Source organism: Legionella sainthelensi (assembly GCF_900637685.1).
In the GTDB taxonomy this organism is placed as follows: domain Bacteria; phylum Pseudomonadota; class Gammaproteobacteria; order Legionellales; family Legionellaceae; genus Legionella; species Legionella sainthelensi.
Map to the genome: position 1 here is coordinate 817520 of NZ_LR134388.1, position 13301 is coordinate 830820.

Genomic DNA, 13301 nt, shown 5'->3' on the forward strand with positions numbered 1-13301 from the left:
TGTCCGCGGCATCCATTCGATCTAAATCATTGGCAAATTTCTTGATACAGGTCACGCGATTGAGGGTTTAGTTTCTCTATTAAATTTATTTTCCATTGTCTTGGCCAATTTTTGAAACGTTTTTCACGTCGTGCTGCTTCAACGTATAATTCATATGCTTCATAATAGACCATCATATGTACGTTATACTGAGCAGTGAAACCAGGACTGACTTTATTTTTGTGTTCCCAAGTCCGTTTAATGATGTCTGACGTAGACCCTACGTAAAGAGTACCATGATGCTGACTCGCAAGAATAGAAACATAAGCCAGACTCATCGTACTTCCTTGACTGTTGGACAAACACTGAGATAATACCGGAAGCTGCGCTACATAGGTAGCCATAAAAATGCGCATGCCATAGCAACAAGAGAAGCATCGTTTCGCTTTAATTTATCAACTCTTGTGGCGATTGCACGAACGTGTTTTATTCTGAAAAAAAAATTTTCAACTCGATGTCTGTATTTATAAATACCCCAATCCATATCTGCATTGCCAGTTTTAGAATTGCTCTTTCCTGGAATCACGGGAATGGATGATTTTTTTCGAATGGTATCTCGAACCTCTTCGCTATCATAACCCTTATCTGCAATAGTATGTTCTGCAGCAGGTAACTTTTCGATAAATTCTGGTGCCACTTTGCAATCATGCACTTCGCCACCTGTTATTTCAAAATCAATAGGTAATCCGTGAGCATCAACGTCCATATGAATCTTCGTTGTATTTCCAGCAGCCGACTTACCAATGCCTTGTTCTTCCTTATTAGGCACGCCAGCACTATGTTGATGGGCTTTGACAATACTGCCATCAATAAACTCCCATTCTAAATCGGGCTCTTGCACAAGCGTTTTAAAAATTTGAATTAACTTTTTTTGAGATGACCATCGATTAAATTGTTGATAAATTCAATTCCAGCATCCAAAATCTATCGATAGGTCACGCCAAGGGCACCCAACCCGCATGCGATATAACATTGCCTCAACTATCCTACCAAGATTGGGCTTGTCATAAATTCTGTGCTGTACCCTCAGCTTTGACCAACGCTCGTCATTGAGCATAAGTTTAAGCATTGCAAATTCGTTTTATACTTGGTATCTGAGCCGTTATATTATGAGTTTGCTTCCATTAATCAATCAATTAGGTTGTTCAGCTTTTAATTTGACCATCTACTGGATGCCGCGGACAAGCCGCGGCACGTAGGCGGCAGGTGAATTGTCAACAGACCCTAATAAAAAATTATTTATTTTTGCAGGCTTACAGTAAAAAAAAAATAATTAACATAAAATGATTGATATTTCTCTTAGGGTTTAATTCATGGTCTATTTTAAGAGCATCATAGCTACTTTGACGCTATTATTATTTCAAGGATTTCTTTTTGCCCAAACCGAGACTCTCATGTGTGATGCGACAATCAATAACCCGTGTATTGTTCAAGACAGCGAGCTTTCTTCTTCTCCATTAAAATGGTTACGCGATGCATCTATGATTGCTGATGCTTATCAAGGCAATAACTGTGGTATTAGTGAGCTATGGATTTCAGGGAGTGAAGAGCCCAGTGAAAAAGGATGGAAAGAAATTGCAGACTACATTGCAAAACACAGGAAAATCGAGGCTAAATCTGTGTTGGTGTTAGACTTACGCCAGGAAAGCCATGGTTATTTGAATGGTCGTGCAATAACTTTGGTGAGTGAATATGATTGGATAAATCGAGGAAAAAGTAATGAGCAAAGTCTTATCGCACAAGAAAATTGGCTTAACACATTAAAAGTAGAGAAAAAAGCCAAAGGTGTTTTATCCTCGCAACAGTTTGCAGCAAAGGAGTATTCAAGCGGCAAAAACATACCCGTTAAAAAAATTGAAAGTGAAAAGGAATTGGTTTCTCGATTAGGTTTTGAATATCATAGGTTATATGTAACGGATCATATGGCCCCAAATGATTCTGAGGTTGATGCCTTTGTGACCATAATAAAAAATGCACCGAAAGACTCTTGGTTTCATATCCATTGTCGAGGTGGTAAAGGGCGTACGACTACCTTTTTAGTCATGTATGATATGTTAAAAAATGCGAATAAGGTGAGTTTTGATGAAATCATTGCACGTCATGCATCAATTCCACCTTATTATAATTTATTTGATGTGAATCGGGCCGATCCCTACTTAACGCCTTATTATGAGCAGAGAATTCTTTTTCTTTCTCGTTTCTATCAGTTTGCACAACAATTTTTGAAAGGGAATCCAGAGAGTTGGAGTAAATGGAAAGCAAAGAAGGCTAACTAAAATGATCATTGAAATGAAAGTAATTTTTGGGGGAATTCTTCTAGGGCTAGCTGCTGGAATGATGTTATTGCTTCAAGGGAAAATTCTTGGGTGTAGTGGTATTCTTTTTGGTTCATGGGATTTTACAACCCATAGACCCAATAGGGATAAGCTTTTATTTTTAGCCGGATTTTTTAGCTGGGGTACTCTTTAATCTGACTCAGAATGTCGCAGATCCCACCGCCATTTTTAAAACAAGTTATTGGTTTATGTTTCTTGGCGGAATTTTTGTTGGTGGAGGCACCTTTCTTGGAAGCGGTTGTACCAGTGGTCATGGATTATGCTGCTTATCTCTATTATGTAAACGTTCTATGATAGCGGTAGGAATTTTCTTTCCTATTGCGATTATTACCGCTTGGCTGATTCATTAAGGAAATAGAACATGAAAGGACTTATTTCATTAATTCTTGGCTTAATATTTGGTTTGGGTTTAATTTTAACAGGAATGTATAGCCCAGATATCATTATATCTGGTTTAAAAATTGGTGCGGATACATTTCGTATCGATTTATACCTCACTTTCGCTACTGCTTTATTGGTGACTTTTCTTTTGTTCCAATTACGTAAATGGCTGGTTAAACCATTGCTCTATGTAGGTTATGATTTGCCTACTAAAGAAAAAGTTGACTGGCAACTTATGCTTGGAGCCGCCGTTTTTGGTATTGGTTGGGGAATGACTGGGGTTTGTCCTGGCCCTAATATTGTAGGGCTTGGTGTTTTTTCTTGGCCAATTTATTGGGCGAACTTTGCCGGAATGATGGCTGGCTTTTTGGGTACTCGTTATCTGAGAAGTCTACGAGAGAAGCATAAATAGTGAAACACTCTTCAATTATTTTTTTCCTATCCAGTGTCTTTATCTAGACTACAAGACAGATTTTAGTGCTGATTTTGCTCACTTCGTAAGATTGTTGTATATAATATAAATATATATTTTTCTTTGTATGCGGGGCTATTATGGGCGGACAACTATATCTTAATGATGGAAGTCCACCGAATAGAAAAAATGTTTGTGTTTCCGGTTATGAGAGAGGAAAAGAGAATTTTGCTTTAAGTAATTTTGATGATAACAAGGGTAAGGGCTATGATTTTGTAGACCCGCATTTAGGAAAAATTCATTTTCCAACTTCTGAGCATTATCTGCATTTTCAAAAAATAAAACCAGAATATAAACAACAATATTTAGCTGCTTGGCAAAATGAAAAAAGTCCGGCGGCAATTCTTGGTGGATTAAGAAATCCGGGCAGTCCTTACCATATTCCCAATGCGCATCACGCATACATGACACCTAATGGATTTAATAATGCATGGGATAACGATAAAGTTTTCGTGCAAATGCAAATTAATGCAGCTAAATATCAGCAGTCACAAGAGTTTCGCGACAGCATTCACAAATCCATTGAGTTGGGTGATGCTTTTGGCGACAATCAGGGGCCTGCTACTATTATTGAGGATACGAGCAGTTTAAGTAAAGGTCAAAAGCCAGAGGAAGAATGGGGTACTGGTCCAGGTGGGAAGGGGAAGAATATTCTTGGTAATTCCCAAACCGCATTTGCTATGATGATTAAAAACAAGCAATTTGATGAAAACTCTCCTGCGCCAAAATTAGATACCCTAAAAACAGCGCAAGTAGCAGGTTACTATGCCAATGCCCAAATCCAATATCAGCAAGGAGTCCAAGTTGCACTCAAGGATGTTAGAAAAAAATCAGGAAAAGATCAGGGATTCAATCAACCCGATACGTCGGACTTAAGCCCCTCGCTCGTACAAAAAACCTCTCCTACATTAATTAAAAATAAACAACAAAATGCACAATCATTTACAACAGCACCATTACCAACGCCACCGCCTCAGGTGAATCATCGTAATCCCTTTCAAAATCTTTTTTCATCTACCCGGCCAAATCATGTGTACAGCTCTGGTGGTAATCAGCGTCTGGTTGTTCAAGATAATAAGATTGTTGGTTATGAATTTAGGCGAAGTTCAACCTCCAGTTGGGAAAAAAGTACGGATAAAACTCGTTTTCAGGGCTTAGTGGATCATTTTAATCAAACCCAACAAAAGCAATCTTCTCATGTGTACAGTTCTGGTGGTAATCAACGCCTTGTCGTTCAAGATGATAAGATTGTTGGTTATGAATTTAGGCGAAGCTCAACGTCGAATTGGGAAAAAAGTACGGATAAAACTCGTTTTCAGGGCTTAGTGGATCACTTTAATCAAACCCAACAAAAGCAATCCTCTAAATCTCATATGTACAGTTCAGGAGGTAATCAACGTCTTGTTATTCACGATGATAGGATTGTTGGCTATGAGTTTAGGCGAAGTTCAACGTCCAATTGGGAAAAAAGTACGGATAAAAGTCGTTTTCAAGGTTTAGTTGATCATTTTAATCAAACACAGCAAATGAACTCACCCAATCCACACACCATGAATACAAGTGTGCCTCAATCAATCCTAACCTCACCCAAATCAAGCCAAACATTACCAAAAGAAGGTTCAAGCCAGGTTAGCACAGTGATTCAAGAAATGGTTGATAGTAAGGCAGTATCAAAAAACAGCGATATCCCCTTAGTAAGTAAGGGGGACATGAAGGGGACCTTTAAAATGGCTTTTGATAATGCGCAAGATGCACAAACATTTAAGAAGTTATTGGATGACTTTGGATTCAAAGGGCTTTCCTATTATGGTTCGGGAGAAAAATATCCTATGCAGCACAATGGTCAACAGCTCAGTCATATTGTGAGATTCGAAAATGATGGAAATAAAGCTACAATTCCTTCTGAAGCTTTGGATTTTCTCAGAATTAAATTGGATGATGAAGAAAAAGTTGCTGATATAGTTGAACAAATGGGATTTGACAGGCCTGAGCCTGCCAATCGCTATACTTTTTAAGGTGTTTGTAAAAGCGCTCTCTAACCCCACAAAGTTTAAGAATGAGGATCTTTCAAGCATAACCTGCGAACAGTAAGAAAACCAATTACCAACGGCCCTATTTTTTTTGATCAATAGTTGTATACCATTGCTCACCTAGGATGATTTGTTCCCACCACGAAGACATTTTTGATTCATCCATTTCTTGCCAGACTACAGGCTTTAAAACTAATGCTTCTGCCATTCGTTTTGATAAATCATACATAGCGAGTCTTTTAGGAAGAGACTCTTTTTCCCATGCAACAATCGCTTGTTGAAAGTCATTAGTTTGGATGAAACACTCATTAAGATTCAGAGCATCTTGTATCGCTAGAGAAGAGCCATTTCCTACATGGGGGCGTAATACAGTACTGGCATCTCCTAATAAAAGAGCTCCTTGATATGTAAATTGATCGGCGCATACATCCACAATTTTTTGCATAAAGGGTGAGGAAGTATCGAGTATGATTTGGGCGGCTATTTGGGGTAAATTATTATGGGCTAATTGGTGTAGATGTTGTTTTGCTTTAGTTGAAAAGTTGACCAAAGAGGTGGAGCCTAATGCCTCTAGCTCTTCCAGGGTTAATTTTTCATAAAAAACCCAATTTAGTTTATTAATTTGATGATGGTAGATGGGATAAGTTAATAAATGCCCTTTGTTAAAGCAGTAATACAGTCCCTGAGTATTGAAAAGTGATTTATTGCTTATTACATTAAAATCTAAAGTACCTCTCCATGCTACATATCCTGAATATTCAAGTCTTGATTGAGGTGATATTAGCTCTCGTCCCATAGACTGAGCCCCATCTGCAAAGACGATAAAATCAAATAAACATTTCTCTCCAGATTCTAAAACCACTATTTTAGTTGCTTCCTGAAGCTGTACTTCTACTACTTTACAATCTGGGTGGTATATTTGATTGGGTATTCTTTTTCTTAAATTAGTGAACAAAGTATCCCAATGTAGGCTGGCCATTGAAAGGTTTTGTTGCCATAAAAACTTGCCGAAAACAGGATCTTCATTGGATTGACAGTAAAAGCTTCGTGTATTGAAACTATGGGATGGAGTATCTCTATCAATAAGATTTTTGTTGATTAAGGATTGTAATAGCTCAACAGATAAAGTAATGCCGGCTCCTCGTGATTGTAAGTCATGTCCTCGTTCAAAAACAGTAACTTGGGATTTATCCTTTAATAATAAGGCCAAAGCACAACCTGCGATGGAGCCACCAATAATAGCGATTTTCATTGCATTTCCAGAGCGAGGAATCAATAAAATAATTATATTGATATAAAATAAAAAATCAAAATCAATAAAGACCAATTAAACGAATAGGAGCCTCAGTTAAGTCAGCAATTTTCATAGGTAACACCATGCTATACGCTCCTGAAGGGGGAAGTTTTGATGCATTACATATATTTTCTACAATATATCTTTTGTTTTCTAACATCAATTGATGAACTATATAGTTATTTTCAGGTCTGTCAGGTGATAAAGTATCAATACCTATGCCAGCAATATTTTTTTTCAGTAGTAATTCGGCAATTTTTTCACTAAGGCAAGGAAATACTAAATTATTTCTGTATTTGTCTGCATCATTCCAGAATTTTTCCCATCCAGTATAAAAAATAACGAAAGAGTGTTCCGAAATCATTTCATATTTGTGTTCAAAATCCAGAAGATCTTGTTCTGTAATGGTATAATGTTCGTGAGATTTATGACTTACATCAATAACAAAACAATTAGTGATAAGATGATGGCCAACAAGATCCAATTCTGCGATATGAAGCCCATTTTTGATGCAGTGAGCAGGTGCATCAAGATGTGTTCCAATCCCTGCAGGCATAGCAATGTTTTGTACTTTAAATTTTACTCTGGAGGGACAGTCGTCATAATTTAGAGTCGTTTGATGAGCAAAACCACAACCAATATCCCATGAAGGGCTGTCTGAAGAAAGGGTTTGAGTTAAATCAATAATTTTATATGGAAAAGTCATAACATTCTCATGAAATCTTAGTCTTCTATCAACGGCACTCTTATTAAAATCTTAAAGATTCATTCATTATGTGCATACCCCTTCCAATGTTTGATTCTCTAGCAACAGATATTCCCTAATATTATCGCGGTAAAATTCACTACTCAAGATTCAAAAAGAAGTAAAAGAGTCAATACGACTTTATAAAGCCAAAGCGAGAAAATATTATTATGACAAATAGATACCAATCACCATACGACCTCCCAAATTCATACGAATGCCAACCCGAAACTCACGTAGAAAAAGCAAAAGAGAGTTATGGAAAGATGGTTCAAGGCTTAGGCTATGCTGCTGTTTCACCGGTGATAGCAGCGGCTATGGTTCAGCAGAGCCTGGGCATGGAAGATTTTCCGTTGATATAAAGAAAAGAAAATTCATTCCCACACTTTTTGCTGCAGTTCCTGCCGCTGTTGTTACCACAACTGTTGCTGCAGGTGTTGCTGTGGCCGCCGCCATCACTTCTCCCCTTATTTTAGTCGGTGCGGCGATTAAAGATAAAATGGATGAGCACCGAGGCCCTAGATTTTAAGAGGCATCAGAAAAAACCATAAAATACCTTCCCAGGCTTAATATTGTTGATTTTATTTTGTCTGAAAAATCGAAAAAAACCAATTCAAAGCATTTTTTGAAGTGGTATTTCAGACAAAATTACTCTGGATAAAAGTGGTGCTTACACAGTTGGGTATTGATGGTGGCATAGGCGACAGTTAAAAATGAGTAACAAAGCGCAGTACACCATTAGTGCCTTGAGGGCGATTTTTAGCGTTTTGCTCCGAATAAACATTCAAAAAGACAAAATGATTTTTACTCAGGCTATATACCATACCAGGTCCAATTGCCCAAACGCTTTCTTTTCTGCCAGGTACCCCAACACCATTGGCTCGTGTATCAGTAATTTGATTGAAAAAATAACCATTAACGCCTACGGTAAATTTTTCAATAATTGCATAACCTACGGCGATATCAGCAAAAATAGCTTGTCCGGCTTGAGTCGAATGAACGTTAGGTCCAAATGAAACATTGGGACTGTGATTGACTCCATTCCAGAGATAATGAAAACGGGCTGCAGTAGATAATTTGGGGGTGAACCAAAAGGTGAATGCCCAATAAGGATTTAATGACCAAAAGTGACTACTGGGATTTATTGCATTGATACTACTATATCGTCCTATCGGTGCAATAACGTCTAATTCAATGCGTTGAACGTATAAAGGCCCTTTGCCATCTTTGCGCATAATGGGATCAAATTGGAGCGCCGGTCCAATCCATAAATCACCAGGGCCACTTTCTGCTTTAAGTATTTTATTGTTTAAGCCATCGTCCACTTTATCGTCTACAACCCAGGGTAGGAGTGTTGAAAAACCGAGAGTGGCTCCAAAAATTTTTTTCGTGGTGACGTAAATAAACTGAGTCACATTAGCAATGACATCCAGATCGGTGCGTGGAAGTGGGAGTTTATTACCATTCTGGTCATTAAAGCGGTTACTCGTATAATATTGAAAATAATCTTGAAAATAAAAACCTGGTCCTGAGGGAGGGCTTCCGTCATAGAAACTGGTATAACCTAGATTGACAACAGGTTCATCATAAGCCATCGTTGAGGAAGCGAACATCATCATCAAACTAAAACAGCAATATAACAGCTTTTTCCTTTGCATAAAAAATAGTCCTTGTCCCAACTTTTGATTTGATTGAGTTTCTTTGATATAGGGTTTAGTTGCGATGCATCTTATTCTTTAACCAGAAATGCTATCTATAGTAACATTTTAATCTTTATTTTTTGTATATTAATTTGGCACAATTTAGGCTATATATTTGATTATCGGTTAGATTATGTCCCATTTATTGAGGTAGGACAATATAAAATGATTCCATCAATTATTATTGGATAAAAAATTATAGGAGATAATGATGCGTACTGCATTTATAGGTTTAGATTATATTATTGATATTATGCATCCTAAGGGGAAGATTGCACGTTCTGCCACCCATGCTCTTGAGCGTGATGTCATTAAAAAGGTGAATGAAGCACTTCAAATCGCAACATTGAAAAACTGGCTAAAGATTATGGTTAAAGTGGGATTTAGTGCACATTATCTAGAACAACCTAAACATTCTCCTGTATTTGGAAAAATCCATGAGTTGGATGCATTAAAATTAGGATCTAAAGGCACCGAATTTCATCCGGATTTGCATATTGGCAACAGTTTAGTCTTGGTGAAGCCGCGTATTAGTGCATTTTATGGAACTGCGCTTGATGCTGCGTTAAGAGCAAATCAAATCGAACGTATCATTTTAGGAGGCGTTAGCACTTCTTGGGCCGTGCAAAGCACCGCACGTGATGCTCATGATCGTGATTACAAAGTTTATATCGTCGAGGAAATTTGTGCGGCAGTAAATCAAGAAGAGCATCTATCTTCTATCCAATTAATGGAAAAAATCGCCACAATTGTTTCTGTAGATGAGTTGAAAAGTTTAGTATGAACATTTTTTTTAAAGCCGTAAACGCATTAAAGAATGAAATTAAGATTTGGTCCTTGCTGCGCGGTATTCTTGCTTTGCTCCCTTTTGCATTTCTTTATTTAAGTACAAACAATCCTCTGTGGTTGCAAGCCTCTGTTTTAACCATGGCTACTTTAATCGTTGAGGAACGGCTGGAATTGACTGCATTAGGGGTATTGCTCCATGGAGCTATTGTGATTAGCATGTTTTATTTACTGTTTTTAACACAACTTAAGCCTGTGCTTTATGTTATTTCCTGTTCCTTAGCCGCAATGACTATATTCTGGATTACAATGAAAGGGAGTAAACTACGGCATTTGGGCAGTTGGACGTTTATTCCCGCAATTATTCTTGCCACAGAATTTGCTGCTGAAACACAACCTGAAAAATTGCTGCAACAAGCCCCGCAATTTTTACCTTATTTCTTGGTTGCTTTGCTTCCTGGTTTATTAATAGCACAATATGATAAAATACGAGCATTTCATAAAAAGAAATTTACTCATTATCATCCCCTAAGACTCAGTGGTTTAGGTGATTTTGGAGAGCAAAATCCTTACATCGAAAATATGATTTCTATGGCGATTGCTGTGTGTATTTCAGCATTTTTAGTGGAGTATTTTCATATGGGCAATGGACAGTGGATGATATGGGGAACTGCAAGTGTGGTAACAGGTGATGTTGCGACAAGCCCGCAAAAATTGCGTCAACGCGCTATTGGCGTTTCGATTGGTGTCCCTTCAGGTATTCTCTTAGGGCAATTTCTTATACCTAACACTTCTTTAAATTTGACACTTGCTGCTTGCTGCGTGTTTTTAACACTAGTGGCATTTCGTCGTTATATTATTGCCTATACTTTTCGTTGCTTGTTTGTTGCTATAGCCGTAATCTTGGCAACTCATTCGGTGAGTATAGCTTCAGAGCGCTTCACGCATGTTATTATAGGCGGGTTAATCGGTTGGGTCTGTGTTATGTTTTGTCACTTTATAAGCAGTATTCAAAGTCATCTTGTTAAAAAATAAGCTATATTTTATCACATTTGTTGAGTATCATCTTTAGGACTTATCAATTCAAATTACAGGAGTAATAATGAATATTGGCTACAAAAAAAGTCTAATTTTTGCTTTATTAATGTTACCGGCTTTCTCATTTGCGGCACAAAAATCTCATCTACGTGGACAGCGATATTGCGAGATTCTTATAGAAAAAAGCAGAACCGATTACGCGGTATACAATACGATTGGTTTAAATAATTGTCCGGAAAAAATTTGGGATAAAATCACGCCAGCTGTGGTAAAGAACGAAACAGGTTCTTCTCATGTTCACTTAAACGGGCCTCGTTATTGGGTTATTGATGGACTTAAAAACTCCGATTTAGTGAATCCTGACGTTAAAACATTTAATGGCTTAAAGATGCGTGAAGCAGGTGTACTCCATATTAGTTTCTGGGATTTATTTAGATCTGGCGCCCCCTATAAGCAACTACAGGTAGCTCGTCAAACAACATGGGTTTATGATGCAGGTAAACCTGTTTATGAACTTATTGATCCTAAAGGTAATGTATATGTCATGCAATCCTACAGTGTCCAAAAAACACCCCAGACAGAACAATCGCTTGCACAATTAGGCACAAAGCTTAAATTACCCAACAAATGGCAATTTAAAACAGGGGTTCTTAAAAAAGCAGGTACTGTACAAGCAATTAATAATATGGCTGTAGTTGTTCAGGATGATTTTTCAAATACGTATCAAAAAGCAACCCATGATTTGCTGGCAGAGAACCAAAGCTCTTGAGCAAAGTATGGTCGGCTTTTTTTTAAAGTGAACGTGTTGCTTGATATAAAGGGCATAGAAAAGATTTTTATATCTGTATGTGAGGTTCTTGGGATATAGTCTATTGTAGCTGTTTGAGGTTCATCTTATTTTTATAACTAATAAGATGAACCACCTAATTCTCATTATTCTAGAGGCTGTTGACATTCGATCCCCCATCCGGGGAAGCCCCTAGTGTTTGTTAAGAATTTTAGTAGGGAAAGGGCGAAGTTCTTGGTGAGCTTTTAAAAAATCGGTGATCTCTTCTGCTCCTTGGACTGTTGCTGATGAATATAATCCAGTAGTACAGGTATTCTTAGTATATTTATCCGTAACAATAAGATAAGGTCCTTTGTTGCGCACCACAGAACACAGACATTTTGCTTTTGAAGGATCTTTTTTATCAATGGTACATGGACTGTCCAGACACCAGGCCCAAGGACGATCATTCTTACAAATCGCAAAAGTTTTAATAGGATAATAGCGTGATTTTACGATTTGTCCTTTGCTTGTGTTTTTTACGCCAGTACAGGGTTTTTCTCCTGCAGAATATCCTTCTTGGACAGTGCAGTGACAAGAAACCCATCCTTTTTTTCCAGGTATGGGATTACAAGGTGCTGTAGTGCATAAGGCAAATTTACTTTTGCAAAGAATAAAATCGGATGTTTTTCCGGTTACCGAGAAACTGAGTGTTAATAACAAGAATATTAATAGATTCTTTTTCATTATTTATGTCCTTAAAAATATTTTATTTCCATACTAAAATTTCTGGTGATTTACGAGGTACTACTTGAGTTTCACCCGCAGGAATGCCTACGATAATTGGTGCAATAGCTACTATATTTGATGGAAGATTCAGTTTCATTTTCCACTCAGGGGTATTTAGAGCTGAAATTGCCAGCCCGATAACACACGTACCCAGTCCTTGGGCACATGCCGTTAGCATGAGATTTTCAGCTGCTAACCAACAATCAGCAGCGACGAAAGGGCCATGATATTTACTGTAGATAACGATTAAAGTGCTTGCATTATAAAATGCATGAAATTCGGGATTATTCACCAGTTCCAATAGATGTTTGATTTGTGTTTTCGGATAGTTATTGGCTTCGCTGTAGATAAGCGCCTTAACACTGTTTGATAAGCTATTTAACATTTCTTTGTCTTGAATTACCACAAATGACCAAGGTTCTTCGTGCATGGCGGTAGGGGCTTGAACTGCTGCATCAAGTAACGAGTTGATTGTTTCGCGGTCTAGTATTTTTGGTAGGTAATTACGTACAGCCCGGCGTCTGTAAATTGCTTCTATTTCGCTCATAGGGTATTGTTCCTTAAGTCTATTAGAAGTGGCCATAATTTCCCTCCATATGAACCTTGTGATCCATGCAAAAAGTCCTGTTAATAAATTCTGGTTCAACTTCTTGTTTTGTCAAGTTTCACGTTGCTTGTGGTGACTCGAAAAATCACATTATTTTTGATGCAAGGCAGTCAAGTGCAGATAGATCTGGAATTTTGGTATTTGTGGTGTACTGTGAATCAGCAGTTATTTTTTGAGGTACCTTTCCAATGAGATGCCATAAAGAGGACAATCAATTTTCAGGATCAATGGCATATTGAACATACGTACAAATTCATTAAACTATGCGTATGTACAATGTGTTAGTATCTAATAGATTTTTGTCCCGAACTTACCTTT

General features: G+C 37.6%; 14 protein-coding genes and 1 pseudogene. 8 read left to right on the plus strand and 7 right to left on the minus strand.

Annotated elements, in window-relative coordinates:
• Nucleotides 1–26: 26 nt before the first annotated feature.
• Nucleotides 27–317, minus strand: a complete 291-nt coding sequence (locus EL220_RS03595; RefSeq protein ID WP_128130971.1) for a GIY-YIG nuclease family protein — start codon at nucleotides 315–317, stop codon at nucleotides 27–29.
• Between the two features lie 50 nt (nucleotides 318–367).
• A pseudogene (locus tag EL220_RS03600) lies at nucleotides 368–1108 on the minus strand (IS5 family transposase).
• A gap of 244 nt (nucleotides 1109–1352) precedes the next feature.
• Between EL220_RS03600 and EL220_RS03605 the strand changes: the two are divergent.
• The 4 genes from EL220_RS03605 to EL220_RS03620 all read left to right on the plus strand — a co-directional run bounded on the left by EL220_RS03605 (nucleotide 1353) and on the right by EL220_RS03620 (nucleotide 5243).
• A complete protein-coding gene (locus tag EL220_RS03605) occupies nucleotides 1353–2315 on the plus strand; it encodes a phosphatase domain-containing protein (RefSeq protein WP_027271086.1) in 963 nt (320 codons plus the stop codon).
• A 1-nt stretch (nucleotide 2316) separates the two neighbouring features.
• Entirely contained in the window at nucleotides 2317–2508 is a 192-nt protein-coding gene (locus EL220_RS18545; protein ID WP_232002600.1) for a hypothetical protein, read from the plus strand.
• Between the two features lie 228 nt (nucleotides 2509–2736).
• Nucleotides 2737–3168 carry a DUF6691 family protein gene (locus EL220_RS03615; RefSeq protein ID WP_027271085.1) on the plus strand — a complete coding sequence of 144 codons (432 nt, stop codon included), beginning with the start codon at nucleotides 2737–2739 and terminating at the stop codon, nucleotides 3166–3168.
• Nucleotides 3169–3308: 140 nt separating this feature from the next.
• Nucleotides 3309–5243, plus strand: a complete 1935-nt coding sequence (locus EL220_RS03620) for an NADAR family protein (protein ID WP_232002601.1) — start codon at nucleotides 3309–3311, stop codon at nucleotides 5241–5243.
• A 97-nt stretch (nucleotides 5244–5340) separates the two neighbouring features.
• Here the strand turns inward: EL220_RS03620 and EL220_RS03625 are convergent, their stop codons facing one another.
• Nucleotides 5341–6510: an FAD-dependent monooxygenase gene (locus EL220_RS03625; protein ID WP_027271084.1), complete on the minus strand. Its 1170-nt coding sequence runs from the start codon at nucleotides 6508–6510 to the stop codon at nucleotides 5341–5343.
• A 61-nt stretch (nucleotides 6511–6571) separates the two neighbouring features.
• Nucleotides 6572–7258, minus strand: a complete 687-nt coding sequence (locus EL220_RS03630; RefSeq protein ID WP_027271083.1) for a cyclase family protein — start codon at nucleotides 7256–7258, stop codon at nucleotides 6572–6574.
• A gap of 256 nt (nucleotides 7259–7514) precedes the next feature.
• Between EL220_RS03630 and EL220_RS03635 the strand changes: the two genes are divergently transcribed.
• Nucleotides 7515–7826, plus strand: coding sequence for a hypothetical protein (locus tag EL220_RS03635; RefSeq protein ID WP_232002602.1), 312 nt, complete (start codon nucleotides 7515–7517; stop codon nucleotides 7824–7826).
• Between the two features lie 178 nt (nucleotides 7827–8004).
• Here EL220_RS03635 and EL220_RS03640 read toward each other — a convergent pair whose 3' ends face one another.
• A complete protein-coding gene (locus EL220_RS03640) occupies nucleotides 8005–8955 on the minus strand; it encodes a SphA family protein (protein ID WP_035906041.1) in 951 nt (316 codons plus the stop codon).
• Nucleotides 8956–9205: 250 nt separating this feature from the next.
• Between EL220_RS03640 and EL220_RS03645 the strand changes: the two genes are divergently transcribed.
• From EL220_RS03645 to EL220_RS03655, 3 genes are all read left to right on the plus strand, one after another.
• The gene (locus EL220_RS03645; RefSeq protein ID WP_232002603.1) at nucleotides 9206–9781 is read left to right on the plus strand and encodes a cysteine hydrolase family protein; all 576 of its coding nucleotides are present in this window, start codon (nucleotides 9206–9208) and stop codon (nucleotides 9779–9781) included.
• Nucleotides 9778–10818, plus strand: a complete 1041-nt coding sequence (locus EL220_RS03650) for an FUSC family protein (protein ID WP_027271080.1) — start codon at nucleotides 9778–9780, stop codon at nucleotides 10816–10818. The genes EL220_RS03645 and EL220_RS03650 overlap by 4 nt, the downstream gene beginning before the upstream one ends.
• A gap of 67 nt (nucleotides 10819–10885) precedes the next feature.
• Nucleotides 10886–11590 (plus strand): hypothetical protein, encoded by a 705-nt coding sequence (locus tag EL220_RS03655; RefSeq protein ID WP_027271079.1) that lies wholly within the window; start codon nucleotides 10886–10888, stop codon nucleotides 11588–11590.
• Between the two features lie 210 nt (nucleotides 11591–11800).
• On the opposite strand, the gene EL220_RS03660 is transcribed toward EL220_RS03655, so the two are convergent.
• Both EL220_RS03660 and EL220_RS03665 read right to left on the minus strand, forming a co-directional pair.
• On the minus strand, nucleotides 11801–12334 hold the full coding sequence (locus EL220_RS03660) for a hypothetical protein (RefSeq protein ID WP_027271078.1): 534 nt from the start codon (nucleotides 12332–12334) through the stop codon (nucleotides 11801–11803).
• Between the two features lie 22 nt (nucleotides 12335–12356).
• Nucleotides 12357–12959: a nitroreductase family protein gene (locus EL220_RS03665; RefSeq protein ID WP_027271077.1), complete on the minus strand. Its 603-nt coding sequence runs from the start codon at nucleotides 12957–12959 to the stop codon at nucleotides 12357–12359.
• Nucleotides 12960–13301: the final 342 nt, after the last annotated feature.

Coding starts and splice junctions, on each gene's coding strand:
- EL220_RS03640 (WP_035906041.1), bottom strand. CDS start 8,955: ATGCAAAGGAAAAAGCTGTTATATTGCTGTTTTAGTTTGATGATGATG.
- EL220_RS03630 (WP_027271083.1), bottom strand. CDS start 7,258: ATGACTTTTCCATATAAAATTATTGATTTAACTCAAACCCTTTCTTCA.
- EL220_RS03650 (WP_027271080.1), top strand. CDS start 9,778: ATGAACATTTTTTTTAAAGCCGTAAACGCATTAAAGAATGAAATTAAG.
- EL220_RS03660 (WP_027271078.1), bottom strand. CDS start 12,334: ATGAAAAAGAATCTATTAATATTCTTGTTATTAACACTCAGTTTCTCG.
- EL220_RS03625 (WP_027271084.1), bottom strand. CDS start 6,510: ATGAAAATCGCTATTATTGGTGGCTCCATCGCAGGTTGTGCTTTGGCC.
- EL220_RS03620 (WP_232002601.1), top strand. CDS start 3,309: ATGGGCGGACAACTATATCTTAATGATGGAAGTCCACCGAATAGAAAA.
- EL220_RS18545 (WP_232002600.1), top strand. CDS start 2,317: ATGATCATTGAAATGAAAGTAATTTTTGGGGGAATTCTTCTAGGGCTA.
- EL220_RS03605 (WP_027271086.1), top strand. CDS start 1,353: ATGGTCTATTTTAAGAGCATCATAGCTACTTTGACGCTATTATTATTT.
- EL220_RS03615 (WP_027271085.1), top strand. CDS start 2,737: ATGAAAGGACTTATTTCATTAATTCTTGGCTTAATATTTGGTTTGGGT.
- EL220_RS03645 (WP_232002603.1), top strand. CDS start 9,206: ATGATGCGTACTGCATTTATAGGTTTAGATTATATTATTGATATTATG.
- EL220_RS03665 (WP_027271077.1), bottom strand. CDS start 12,959: ATGGCCACTTCTAATAGACTTAAGGAACAATACCCTATGAGCGAAATA.
- EL220_RS03655 (WP_027271079.1), top strand. CDS start 10,886: ATGAATATTGGCTACAAAAAAAGTCTAATTTTTGCTTTATTAATGTTA.
- EL220_RS03595 (WP_128130971.1), bottom strand. CDS start 317: ATGAGTCTGGCTTATGTTTCTATTCTTGCGAGTCAGCATCATGGTACT.
- EL220_RS03635 (WP_232002602.1), top strand. CDS start 7,515: ATGCCAACCCGAAACTCACGTAGAAAAAGCAAAAGAGAGTTATGGAAA.